Source organism: Arthrobacter sp. 05T442, from assembly GCF_056395945.1.
This window is the reverse complement of the sequence record NZ_JBFTKM010000004.1, coordinates 180,356-192,334: the sequence shown is the minus strand read 5'-3', so window position 1 is coordinate 192,334 and position 11,979 is coordinate 180,356. Positions and strand designations below refer to the sequence as shown.

Here is an 11,979-nt window from a genome sequence, read left to right as displayed (position 1 = left end):
GCTCCTGATGGGATCACGAAAATGCAGGCAACACGAATAGCCGGAATTCGCGAGAATCCCGGGTCTTCCAAGCCTACCGCGGAGGCCGGGACGGTGAGGCCTGCGGGGCTAAGCTGGCAGCACGGACCGGTCCGCGGCGGCGGTCGCTCCGAATAGCTTCCACGGGCAATGACACGGAGCCCAGAAAATAGACACGGGCAAATCAGCACTGACAAATGAGCACTGACAAGGGGCCAACCATGAACGGCACTCCCACGGCAGAACATCCGAAGACAGTCCTCGTCACTGGCGCCACCGGCTATATCGGCGGCCGGCTGGTCCCCCGGCTGCTCGAGGCCGGGCACACGGTGAAGGTCCTCGTCCGCACGCCGGCGAAGATCGCCGGCGTGCCGTGGCTGGACGACGTGGAGGTGATCCAGAGCAGCCTCGACGACGACGGTGCACTGCGCGGGGCGCTGGAGGGCGTCGATGTCCTGTACTACCTGGTCCATTCCATGGCCGCCGGCCCGGGCTTCGAGGCCAAGGAAAAAACGATGGCCGGGACCGCCGCCACGGCAGCCGCGGACGCGGGAGTCGGCAGGATCGTCTATCTGGGCGGCCTGCACCCGGCAGGCGCCGAGCTCTCGACGCACATGCGGTCCCGGGAAGCGGTGGGGAAGGTCTTCCTCGACAGCCCGGTCGACGCCGTCGTGTTCCAGGCGGGCGTCGTCATCGGCTCCGGATCGGCCTCCTTCGAGATGATCCGGCACCTCACGGAAACGCTTCCGGTGATGCCCGCCCCGAGCTGGGTGAAGAACCGGATCGAGGCCATCGCGGTGCGCGATGTCCTGTACTACCTCGTGGCGGCGGCATCCCTCAGTGGCGCGATCAACCGCACCTTCGACATCGGCTGCCGCGAGGTCCTGACCTACGCGGGAATGATGAACGAATATGCCGCCGAGGCCGGCCTCCCGCACCGCCTCGTGCTGGCCCTGCCCGTGCCCGCCCCGAAGCTCGCCGGGATGTGGGTCGCTTTGACGACTCCGATCCCGCTGTCCATGTCCCTGCCCCTCGTGGAATCGCTGCAGCATGACGCTGTGTCCCGCGAACACGACATCGATTCCCTCATCCCGGTGCCGGCGGGCGGCCTGACGCCGTACCGCCGTGCGGTGGGCCTCGCCCTGGGCAAGGAACGCGACGCCCAGGTCGAAACGACCTGGGCCAGCGCCGGCGCGGACGCGGATCCCCTCCCCAGCGACCCCGACTGGGCCGGCCACCGCGTCTACGTTGACGAACGGAGCTTTTCCAGCCCCGTGGACCCTAAGTACGTCTGGACCATCATCGAGGGGATTGGCGGCCAAAACGGCTGGTACTCGCTTCCGCTGGCATGGCGCGTGCGCGGCTGGCTGGACAAGCTCACGGGCGGAGCGGGACTGCTCCGCGGCCGCCGCCACCCGCACCTGCTGGCGGAGGGCGAAGTGGTGGACTGGTGGCGTGCCGAGCGGATCGACCGCGGCCGGCTGCTGCGGCTGCGGGCCGAGATGCGGGCCCCGGGCCGCGCCTGGCTGGAGCTTTCCGTGGAGCCCCAGGGAACCGGAAGCCTGTACCGGCAACGGGCCATTTTCTTCCCCAAGGGCCTGAGCGGGCGCCTCTACTGGCTCGCCGTCCTGCCGTTCCACAGCGTCATCTTCCCGGCCATGTCACGCAACATCACGGCCGCGGCACGGGACCTGCAGGACCTCGAATCGGAGCCTGCCCGGCACACCGCGTAGGATGTTGGAGCCCGAAACGTCCAATTCCACACCACGGAGGACCCCCATGGCCCTGAGTGCATCCACCACCGTTCCGCACAGCGTAGAGCGCGTCACCGCGGTTTTCGTCAACGAGGACTTCCTGCGCCACACGAGCGAACTTGTCGGCGGCACCCTCGAATCATTCGTCGTCGACGGCGATCCCGCCGGCGCGTTCAGCACCACCACCGTCCGCACGGTCCCCACCACCCGGATGCCCGACGTCGCCCGGAAGTTCGTGGGCGAGCGGCTCACCGTGACGCAGCTGGAGACCTGGGAGGCTCCGTCCGCCGACGGCTCGCGCCAGAGCAACATCTCCCTGAAGATCGCCGGGGCACCGCTGGATGTGAACGCCGTCCAGCGTCTCGTGTCCGACGCCGGCAGCACCCGGATCGAGCTTGAGGGCAATGTGACGTCCTCCGTGCCCTTCCTTGGCGGCAAAATCGCCGAGGCCGCCGAACCCATGGTCGGCAAGGCCTTGAACATCCAGTCCACCCAGGCCCAGGCCTGGCTCGAAAGCCACTAGCGCAGTGGAACTGCCTGCACTCCTGGCTGTCGTCCTGATCATTGCCGGCGTCTGGTCCCTCGCTGTCTGGCCGCAGTTCCTGCGCCGGGTCATGAAGGACCCGAGGGCCCGCGACTCCGGCGGCAAGGCCACCCGCTTCCTGACCGTCCACGTCGTCCTCGTTAGCATCTCCATGGTGCTCGGGGCCGCGACGGCGGCAATCGGGATTGCGGGGCTGCTCGGCTAGTACTCCCCCCGCCGGCCGGCTGCCCGGCGGCGGCTGGGCGAACCGGCTGCCGCCGTCGCGCTGTTCCTCCTGGCCTGGCGTGGCGCGCCGGGTGGCTGGGCGAACCGGCCACCGGACACGTACGCTGTGAACAAGCGACGCGGGAGGACATCGGAACTATGCGGATCTCGGTTATCGGCTGCGGTTATCTGGGGGCGGTCCACGCGGCCTGCATGGCAAAGCTCGGCCACGACGTCGTGGGCATCGACGTTGACGAAAACAAGGTGGCGCAGCTGTCCGGCGGACATGCCCCCTTCTACGAACCGGTGCTGGACGATCTCCTCAGCGAGCTTGAAGAATCCGGGCGCCTGCGGTTCACTACCGACATGTCCGCCGCCCGCGGCTCGGAGGTCCACTTCATTTGCGTGGGCACGCCGCAAAAGCGCGGCGAAAACGCCGCTGACCTCCGGTTCGTCGACGCCGCCGTGGGGTCCTTGGCCGCCTATGTTTCGCCCGGCGATGTGATCGCCGGAAAGTCCACAGTGCCGGTGGGCACCGCGGCGCGGCTTGCCGAAGTCATCGCGGAAACGGAGCCGGGTGCCACACTCGTCTGGAACCCGGAGTTCCTGCGCGAAGGCCACGCGGTGACCGACACGCTGAATCCGGACCGGTTCGTCTACGGCATGCCGGACGGCAGCGAAGAGAACCCGGCCGTGGACGTGCTGGACCGCGTGTACGAGGCCCCGCTGGCCAACGGGACGCCGAGGCTCGTGACGGACTACGCAACGGCGGAGCTGGTGAAGACGGCTGCCAATTCGTTCCTCGCCACCAAGATTTCCTTCATCAACGCTATGGCCGAGGTCTGCGAGGCCACGGGGGCCGATGTCACCCGGCTGGCCGACGCGATCGGACTCGATGACAGGATCGGCCGGAAGTTCCTCAACGCCGGCATCGGCTTCGGCGGCGGCTGCCTGCCCAAGGACATCCGCGCGTTCATGGCCCGCGCCGGCGAATTGGGTGCGGATCAGGCCCTGACTTTCCTGCGGGAGGTCGACGCCATCAACATGCGGCGGCGCACCCGGGTGGTGGAGCTGACCCGTGAGCTCTGCGGCGGGACCCTGATGGGGCAGCGCATCGCGGTCCTGGGCGCCGCGTTCAAGCCCGAGAGCGACGACGTCCGGGACTCCCCCGCCCTCAGCGCGGCCGCGCAGCTCCAGCTCCAGGGCGCCGTCGTGACCGTCACCGATCCCCAGGCGCTCCACAACGCGGCCAAGCGTTTTCCCGAGCTCCAGATGGAGCCGGATCTGGAGACCACCCTGCTCAAGGCCGACGCCGTTCTGCTGCTGACGGAGTGGAAGGCCTACCGGGAGCTGGACCCGCACGTGACCAAGGCACTCGTGTCAGCACCGCGCATCCTTGACGGACGCAACGTCCTGGATCCGGCCAAGTGGCGCGCCGCCGGCTGGACCTACAAGGGCCTCGGCCGGCCCTGACCGGGACCCCTCAGGCGGACAGTGCCTGGCCGAGGGCGTCCTCGGCCGCCACCCAGGAGAGCATCGCGCACTTGACCCTGGCGGCGTAACGGGACACGCCCTCAAACGCGGCGGCGTCCCCGAGGATCTCCGGATCGGCGGCGACCTTGCCGCGGGAGCGCAGCACCTCGCGGAAACGCTCAATCACGGTCCGGAAATCCTCCGTGGTCATGCCCTCCGCGAGGTCTGTGAGCACGGAGGCTGACGCCATGGAGATCGAACAGCCGTCGCCGTCCCAGCGCAGTTCGCTGACTTTCCCCCCGGACACCGCGACCCTGACCGTGATCTCATCGCCGCAGACCGGGTTCAGCTGGTGGGACTGGCCGCTGCTCGCATTTGCGGGCGCCGCGGAACCGGCCAGCCCGCTGCCGTGGCGGGCTTTGGAGTGCTCCAGGATGATCTGCTGGTAAAGCTGGTCGAGACTCATGTGCTGCCGTCCTCAGGCTTGGAAGTATGCGCGGACACCGGCGACGGCGTCGAGAAACGCGTCCACGTCGTCCGTGGTGTTGTACAGGTAGGTGCTGGCACGCGTGGTGGCCGTCAGCCCGAGCCTGCGGTGCAGCGGCTGGGCGCAGTGGTGGCCTACGCGCACGGCGATGCCACGGCTGTCCAGGAACTGCCCGACGTCGTGCGCGTGCACTCCCGCGACGTCGAAGGCAGCCAGCCCGATCCGCTCCTGGCCGGCCGCCGGCCCCAGCACCCGGATTCCCGGTATGGATTCGAGCCCGACGACGAGGCGCTGCCCGAGTTCCGCTTCCCAGGTGTGGATGCGGGAGAGGCCGGTTTCGGTGAGATAGTTTGCCGCCGCGGCGAGGGCCACGGCCTGGGAGATCCGTTGCGTTCCCGCCTCAAACCGTTGCGGGCTGGGCAGGAATCCTGCCCGTTCCATGGTCACGGTGGTGATCATGGAACCCCCCGTCAGGAAGGGCGGCATGGCGTTGAGCAGCTCCGCGCGGCCGTACAGCCCGCCGATTCCGGTGGGGGCCAGCATCTTGTGGCCGGAGAAGACGGCGAAGTCCACATCCAGCGCCTTGACGTCCAGGGGCAGGTGCGGCGCGGACTGGCACGCGTCGAGCACCACGAGGGCGCCCACGGCCCGGGCCTGTGCCACCAGCGTGGCAACAGGGTTTATGGTGCCGAGGACGTTGGAGGCGTGGGTGAAAGCCAGCACCCGCGTTCGTGCCCCGATGATGTGCGCGGCTTCATCCAGATCCAGGGCGCCGTTGTCATCCACGGGGATGAACTTCAGCACGGCTCCGGTCCGTTCGGCCAGCTGCTGCCAGGGAATCAGGTTGGCGTGATGCTCCATCTCCGTGACCACAAGTTCATCGCCGGGTGCCAGGGCAAACCTCGCCGCTTCCGGTGCGGCTCCGGGCAGCGAGGCGTTCAGGAAGGAGTAGCTCAGCAGGTTCAGGCCTTCGGTGGCGTTGGAGGTCCAGATGAGTTCATCCCAGCCGGCGCCGATAAACGCAGCCACCGTTTCCCGGGCGTTCTCGAAGGCTTCGGTAGCCTCCACGGCGAGGTGGTGCGCCCCGCGGTGCACTGCGGAGTTCCGTTGCTCGTAGAATTCCTGCTCGGCCTCCAGCACGCTCAGGGGGTTTTGCGAGGTGGCCCCCGAGTCCAGGTAGATGAGCGGCCTGCCGTTGACGTGCTGCTGCAGGATCGGGAAGTCGTTCCGGATCCTCAACACCTCTTCGTTTCCGAGCGCAACGGCGGAGCGGCGGAGATGGGCTGGCGTGGCTACCATGGCGGAGACTCCTGGATCGGCGTTCGCTGCGGCGCACGGTGCAGCCGGCGGGGCCGGACTAACCAAATACGTCACACAGATTAAGCCTAATTATCCCACGTTCCCGCAGCAGTCCTTCTCGGCAGCCCCTCGCGGCTGCCCCCGGGGGTGTCTCCGGCGGCCGTCTCTGACCGCCGTCGCCGGGTCTGTCGTCCGCGGCGCCCACGCCGCGTCGACGCCCTCCAGGCTCACGTTTTTCCGCGATGCAGACCAAATAAGGGAGCCGGCGGCGGCTGGGGGGAGAGCCTCGGTCTCAGAAGGCTCTGACGCCGCCGGCTCCGACCTAGGCGCGCGGCTGCCTGAATCGGCACCGTGCGAATCCCGTGAAGGAGTTCGGTGTAGGTCGGCTTCGGCGCGACCACCCATGATGGTGGCGAAGGCTTCGGCAGCCCACCGGGGGGAGATTCTGGCCCCTCCGTCGTGCTGTTGATGCCCGCGGTCGATTGCCGCCCTGAAATTTAGATTTATTTGTAAGACCTTTGTCCGTTGTTCCTGGGGAGTGTCTTAAGTGAATCCCCCAGGCCACAACCGCACACGAGTAGCGTTTACCCGATTCTGTAGCGATGGTCCGCGTCCGACTACTTGGGCATACTCTTGCGAAGACCGCCCGCCACCCGGGCTGTACGCAGAAACGGCAACGGGCCGGAAGAAACCCAAGGTCAGCGTCTTGCTCCGCCTCGGATCATGGGGTGCCCCATTCAAGGAGTTCCACGCGCCGGCTGACTCCGAGTTTGGCAAAAATCCTGGAGAGGTAGCCTTCTACAGTCCGCCGCGACAAGGAAAGCCCCTTGGCAATTTCGGCGTTGGTTGCCTGGTGGGACACCAGTTCAAGAATCTCGGTTTCGCGGGCGGTCAGCAGGGTTCCATGTTCGCTGCGGACAACCTCCAACCTCGGGGACATCCCGGCCTCCACCAGGCGATGATGCACCCTGCGCTGGACCCCGGTAAGCCTCCCCCGGTCCGGGTTGTCCGCCAGGCACCGCGCGGCCTGCTGTGCAGCTTCAAGGGCCAGCAGCGGGTGCCCCGCACCGAGGGCGTCGTCGCTGATGCCGATGAGGTCGGTCGCGTCGGACGCGGACACGGCGCGCCCGTACGCCTCGAGCAAACGCGCTTCAGGGCCTTCGACCACGCTGCTGCTGGACGCGAGGGCGGCCGAGCTCCCCGTGTCCCCGCTTCTGAGGGCGAGCCGCCGGATGTCAGTTTCCACACCCCTGAGTCCCTGGCGTTTCGCCTCGTCGGCCAATTCCGCGAGGGCAACGACGCCGCCGCGTTCCAGCCCGGCCTGGGGGTCTGCCGCCCTGGCATAGGCTTCGGCCAACAGGCGCAGCGTCCTCGGTTCCCGGTAGACGGACAGCCGATAGGCCAGTGAACGTTCGTGTGCCTCATGCTGGCGGCCGACACCTGCAGCCGCGTAGGCTGCGACCGCGTGCGCGAACGGCAGCAGGTTCAACGGGTCGGCAATCGTGAGTTCGTCGACGGCCAGCAGCAGCTCCGAAAAGCTTTCCCGCATTCTGCCCTGGCGCAGCCGCGAGTACCCGCGCATCAGATGGAGCATGCCTCCGCTGTAGAGCAGACGCGCGGGCTGGCCGGTTGCATAGTCGTCCAGGACCACTCCGAGCTCGTCCAGGTCGCCGGCCCGGATAAGGTTCAGGCAGTGGCGCGTGACCAGGTCTTCGTACGCAAGGGGAAGAGCGGAGCTGGCGTTGCGGGCACCGCGCCAGGCCTCCCCATCCAGCCGCATCCCCGTCACGAGCCGGCCTTGGGCCGTCAAGAGCTCGGACAAGAGGGAGACCGCCGGGATCCGGATCTCGGGGTTGGTCCCCGCGGTGTCAACGAGTTCCCGCAGCGCGGCCTCGATGCCGGGGAACTGCCCGTCCCAGTTGCGGTTCATGATCGCCGCCGCCATACCGGCCGCGGGCGACCGCGTCCAGAGCTGCCCGTCCGTGGCCGAGGCCACGGTGCCGCCGGAAGCGTCCGGCGCTTCGCTGCGCAGCTCCCGCGTCTCTGCGGACCTTCCCAGACGCGCGGCCAGGAGATCTGCCAGGTAGGAGGACCGACCATAGGGCAGGGGCCGGGCGGACTGGAGATAGCCTGCCGCCGCCTCGGGCCTGCCCAGGATGAACTGGGAATACGCAAGCTGGAGCCGGGCGTCGGGGAGGAAGCCCTTGTCCCGGACGGCGCTGGCAGCCCGGGACGCCGACGCCGGGTCCAACGCCACGTTCGATGAAACAGCCGCAAGCAGCAGTTGCCCGGGAGGGATTTCCACTCCGCAGTCCAGCGACCACCGAAGCCGGTTGAGGGCTGATCCCGGAAGGGCAGCGGCCGCCGACGGAAGTGCCAGGACGCTGGCACGCAACACCGAACTGCGGGCGGCCGGGACGCGGTGGCGGATGATCTCGCCAACGATCGAACTCGCGGGGCGCACCACCCGGTCATACCCGGGGGAGATGCTGATGATTCCCGCCATGTCCAGTGCGTCGACGATCTTGGGACCGCTTAGTCGGAGAGTCTGGCCCAGTGACAGGGGCCCTGCCAGGGCGACGATGGTCGCCACGGTCTTCTCCTCCGGTGTGAGGGAGCGAAGCTGCTGGTCGACAAGATCCGCCGCAGGCACCCCGGCCACGTCGGGCGTTGACAGGAGGTACCAGACACCGTGGCGTCGGCCCAGCGCGCCGCTGGTGCGCGAGTGCTGGATCAAGGACATGAGCATCAGCGGGTTGCCCTGCGCCATTTCGTGGAACAGTGCACTCACCCACGGCGACACGTCCGCCCGCAGGACCTGTACGCAAAGCTGATGCGTGCCTGCCCTGCTGAGGACTGCAAGGTCAAACTTCGCAATAATTCCGTCGCCCCAAAGGGCCAGGAATTCGTCCGGGATCTTGTGCCCCGGCCGGCTGGTGGCCAGGATGCTTGCGGCCCCGGTGGCTGCGGCGCGTGCGAGCAGCTGGATAGTTCCGTGATCCAGGCATTGGGCGTCGTCGACCACGAAGAGGGGCCGCTTCGCCTCGGCTTTCAGCCGCACCGTCATGGCCTTCACGACGGCGGCAAAGGAGTCGAGCTCACTGGCAGGCAGATTGGACAGATAGGGTGCCAGCGCACCGAAGGGCACCGCGGCCAATGCCGGAGTTGCGGTCAGCCGGATCACCGGGCCGGACGGCCGCAGCTCCCTGACGGCGGCTTTGGCCACGGCCGTCTTCCCGGTCCCGGCGCTGCCGACGAGAAGTACGCCGGATCTGGCGTCGTCGCGCAGGCAACCCAGCACGTCACGCACGAGGGCTGACCGCTCGATCAGCGGGACTGCTGCATTGAGGCTTTCCATACCCGGATCCTCCCGCCGGACTCGGCTGCTCCCGGGGAAGATCCTCGGGCGCTGGACCGGTCAGCCGAGTCGCGCGCTGTCCGCCGGTGTGGCGATGACATCTTTGAGTTCTGACCTGCTGGCCACATGCAGCTTCGAGTACACCTGGTAGAGGTGGCCCTCCACCGTGCGGACTGAAACCTGCATCTGTTCAGCGATCTTGCGGTTGGACGTTCCGGCAGCCGCCCTGACAGCCACTTCGCATTCCCTGGCTGTCAGCGTCGACGTCGTCAGTGAGTGCAGGCCGTTCTTGGGGCTGCCGAACCTGTCATCGAGTGACTGCTGGGCACGTTGGGCGATCCGCAGTGCGATCCGGTTTCCGGCGTCGTTGGCGCAGCTGACGGCCTTGTGGGCCGCGTCCCTCGCGAAGACGGCGTTGCCGGCGGCGTCAGCATCCTTGGAGGCGCCCAGCAGCTGCTCACTGTCGGACTCCCGCATGCCCTCGGCCAGCCGCGAGCACAGGCCAGCGAAGTGTCCGGTCACCCGGCCGGCGAGGTTGCCGAGCTTCTGCCCCACCTGGCGGTCCCCGAGCCTGGCGGCCGCTGACAGGAACAAGAGCCCCGGCGCCAATGCCGAGGCTTCGGTGTCCGCATCCGCTTCGGCAATGAGGCCCCGGATGGACGTGGCCCGGTGTCCCAGTTCGGCCTGGGCGGACAGTTCGAAATACCGTGTCACCCGGTCCGCCAGCCAGGACGCAGGTGTCCTCAACTGTGCCAGCTCGGCCAGCAGTGCGCTGGCTTTTTCCTCGTCGCCCTGAAGCGCTGCGGCATAGGCGGCCGCCGCCGTGGCCAGGCCCGCCAACGCGGCCGGATCCTGCGCCCGAAGCTGCCACACACCCGCCTGAAGCCGCGACAGGGCGTCGTCGAGATGCCCGACGTGAAGATCAATGACGCCTTGTCCGATCTCGAACATCCCTCCCAGCCGTGCTTGCGGGTCTCCGCTTGCGTAGGATTCGGCAAGAAACGCGGACGCCTCCCCGAACTTCGCCGAGAGCAGCATGAGAAGCAGGGAACGGCCCCTGATCTCACGCATCGCATGGTCCGGGAGCCGGACGCTTGCTGCCGCCAGGAGTACCTGTTTGCCGAGCGCGAATGCTGCAAGAACGTTGCCGGTGACTGCGAGCGCCTCGCAGCGCAGGCTCGCAGCCACGATCCTCGATTCGCTGCCCAGATCCCCCGTTTCCACGGCATCGGTCATGGCAAGGACGTCCGCGTACCGTCCTTGGAAGGCTGCGTGCCCGGCCTCTGCAAGGCGCAGCTGTTGCCGGGCCGATTCCACAGCCGAATCGTGCACCTGCGGCTCCGCGGCGAGGCGCGCATGGATTTCCTGGAGCCTGGCTGCGGCGTCCGCCGCCGTGGCGGGGTTGCGCTTGTCCAGCTCCGCGTGGAGCAGCTGCAGCGCCGTCCACTCGGCCAGCGGCAGCTCCGTCCGGGCCGAATCCTCCAGGGCGTTGAGAATGCGGCGCGCAGAATCGTCATTGTTCACGGCCATGTGGGCGTGGACCGATTCGACGGCAACTCCCGGGTCGGCGTCGCCTCCGTCGATCTCATGGATGAACCGCAGTGCCGCTTCAGGATCGGACGCCTTGTTCGCCGAACGCGCAGCGGCCAGCGCGATGCGCGGGCTCACCTGCTCACCGCAGTCCAAGGCCCATGCAACGCCGATCGAACCTCCGGCGTCCTCGTGGTCCGAATCCTGAAGGACGGCCGTGAGGCGGCGGCGGAGTTCCGCGCTCCGCCCCGGCGGAACGACGCTGGCGACGATTCCGGCCGTCACGGGGTTGGCAACGCTGACCATCGGCGGATGATCGTGGCTGACCCGGATGAGCGCCCGTTCCTGGAGGGTATCCATGTCCTGCGGGTTCGCGATGCGCATGAGTGTCTGCAACGGGACTGCGCCGGCCAGTGCCAGCAGTTCAAAGACATCGCGCTGGCCTGCGCCGAGCCGGTTCAGCCGGGCCTTCACCACATCCCGAATCTCGCCGGTCAAGGCGATGGGGCCGTTGCCCAGGAACCACACGCCGTCTTGGCGGACAACGGTGCCGAGCTTGATCTGTTCCCTGGCCAAGGAATGGAGGAACAGCGCGTTGCCGCCGCTGGCGTTCCAGAGCGCCCGGGTCGCGGTCAGGGAAAACCTGCCGCCGTACTCATGGCTGAGCGTTGAAGCGGTCTCCGAAAAGTCGAACGGTTCAAGGTCTACCCGCCGGAGGAGGTCATCCTTCCAGAGCCCCATGATGTCCCCGCCGACATGCGGGAGGTCCACGCAGGCCGCCAGTAAGGTGACGTGGGCCCCCGCGCTGAGCTGCGCGACCATCATGCTGGAGAGTTCGTCGAGGTCGTGGGCGTTGTCCACGAAAAGGACGATGCCTCTCCCCTCAGCTTTGGTATGCAGCAGCTGGGTCAGTCCGCGCAGCACCATCAGCGGGTGCTCGAGGTGGGACGCGTCGAGGTCGTTGAGCAGGACGCTCAGGGCGCCGTAGGGAAGCTTGGAGGAGATGGAGCTGCCTCGGACCTGGACGACCAGGTAGTCCTCGCCGAGCTGCTCAAGGGCGCGTTGTGCGATGAAGGATTTGCCTGCCCCGTGTTCCCCGACGAGCACTATGCCGCAGCCGGAACCGGAAGTCAGTGTCTCAACGACCTCAGCGACTATCTGCTGGCGTGCGAAGGGTCTTTCGTAGCGGCCGTGGGCGAGACGGTGTGCTGGGGAAATCGCATCTGTTTGGCCGCTGCCCGCGGGCAAGCCGGCGTCCTGCTGAAACATGAGAGAGACCTTCGCAATCAAAGTACGAACAGTGATAACTCCA

8 protein-coding genes are annotated in these 11,979 nt (G+C 67.6%); 4 read left to right on the top strand and 4 right to left on the bottom strand.

Features of this window, described 5'->3' with window-relative positions; translation table 11 throughout:
• The first annotated feature begins 239 nt into the window (after window positions 1–239).
• From AC1DES_RS06870 to AC1DES_RS06855, 4 genes are all read left to right on the top strand, one after another.
• The gene (locus tag AC1DES_RS06870; protein ID WP_476894936.1) at window positions 240–1,751 is read left to right on the top strand and encodes an SDR family oxidoreductase; all 1,512 of its coding nucleotides are present in this window, start codon (window positions 240–242) and stop codon (window positions 1,749–1,751) included.
• A 46-nt stretch (window positions 1,752–1,797) separates the two neighbouring features.
• The gene (locus tag AC1DES_RS06865; RefSeq protein WP_476894935.1) at window positions 1,798–2,295 is read left to right on the top strand and encodes a DUF2505 domain-containing protein; all 498 of its coding nucleotides are present in this window, start codon (window positions 1,798–1,800) and stop codon (window positions 2,293–2,295) included.
• Between the two features lie 4 nt (window positions 2,296–2,299).
• Window positions 2,300–2,521 carry an SCO4848 family membrane protein gene (locus tag AC1DES_RS06860; RefSeq protein ID WP_476894934.1) on the top strand — a complete coding sequence of 74 codons (222 nt, stop codon included), beginning with the start codon at window positions 2,300–2,302 and terminating at the stop codon, window positions 2,519–2,521.
• 158 nt (window positions 2,522–2,679) lie between these two features.
• Window positions 2,680–3,993, top strand: a complete 1,314-nt coding sequence (locus tag AC1DES_RS06855; protein ID WP_476894933.1) for a UDP-glucose dehydrogenase family protein — start codon at window positions 2,680–2,682, stop codon at window positions 3,991–3,993.
• Window positions 3,994–4,003: 10 nt separating this feature from the next.
• Here the strand turns inward: AC1DES_RS06855 and sufU are convergent, their stop codons facing one another.
• From sufU to AC1DES_RS06835, 4 genes are all read right to left on the bottom strand, one after another.
• Window positions 4,004–4,459: a Fe-S cluster assembly sulfur transfer protein SufU gene (gene sufU, locus AC1DES_RS06850; protein ID WP_476894932.1), complete on the bottom strand. Its 456-nt coding sequence runs from the start codon at window positions 4,457–4,459 to the stop codon at window positions 4,004–4,006.
• A gap of 12 nt (window positions 4,460–4,471) precedes the next feature.
• The gene (locus AC1DES_RS06845; protein ID WP_476894931.1) at window positions 4,472–5,779 is read right to left on the bottom strand and encodes a SufS family cysteine desulfurase; all 1,308 of its coding nucleotides are present in this window, start codon (window positions 5,777–5,779) and stop codon (window positions 4,472–4,474) included.
• 721 nt (window positions 5,780–6,500) lie between these two features.
• The gene (locus tag AC1DES_RS06840; protein WP_476894930.1) at window positions 6,501–9,137 is read right to left on the bottom strand and encodes a LuxR C-terminal-related transcriptional regulator; all 2,637 of its coding nucleotides are present in this window, start codon (window positions 9,135–9,137) and stop codon (window positions 6,501–6,503) included.
• A gap of 60 nt (window positions 9,138–9,197) precedes the next feature.
• A complete protein-coding gene (locus tag AC1DES_RS06835; RefSeq protein ID WP_476894929.1) occupies window positions 9,198–11,936 on the bottom strand; it encodes a helix-turn-helix transcriptional regulator in 2,739 nt (912 codons plus the stop codon).
• Between the last annotated feature and the right edge of the window lie 43 nt (window positions 11,937–11,979).

Coding starts and splice junctions, on each gene's coding strand:
- AC1DES_RS06835 (WP_476894929.1), bottom strand. CDS start 11,936: ATGTTTCAGCAGGACGCCGGCTTGCCCGCGGGCAGCGGCCAAACAGAT.
- AC1DES_RS06855 (WP_476894933.1), top strand. CDS start 2,680: ATGCGGATCTCGGTTATCGGCTGCGGTTATCTGGGGGCGGTCCACGCG.
- AC1DES_RS06845 (WP_476894931.1), bottom strand. CDS start 5,779: ATGGTAGCCACGCCAGCCCATCTCCGCCGCTCCGCCGTTGCGCTCGGA.
- AC1DES_RS06865 (WP_476894935.1), top strand. CDS start 1,798: ATGGCCCTGAGTGCATCCACCACCGTTCCGCACAGCGTAGAGCGCGTC.
- AC1DES_RS06870 (WP_476894936.1), top strand. CDS start 240: ATGAACGGCACTCCCACGGCAGAACATCCGAAGACAGTCCTCGTCACT.
- sufU (WP_476894932.1), bottom strand. CDS start 4,459: ATGAGTCTCGACCAGCTTTACCAGCAGATCATCCTGGAGCACTCCAAA.
- AC1DES_RS06840 (WP_476894930.1), bottom strand. CDS start 9,137: ATGGAAAGCCTCAATGCAGCAGTCCCGCTGATCGAGCGGTCAGCCCTC.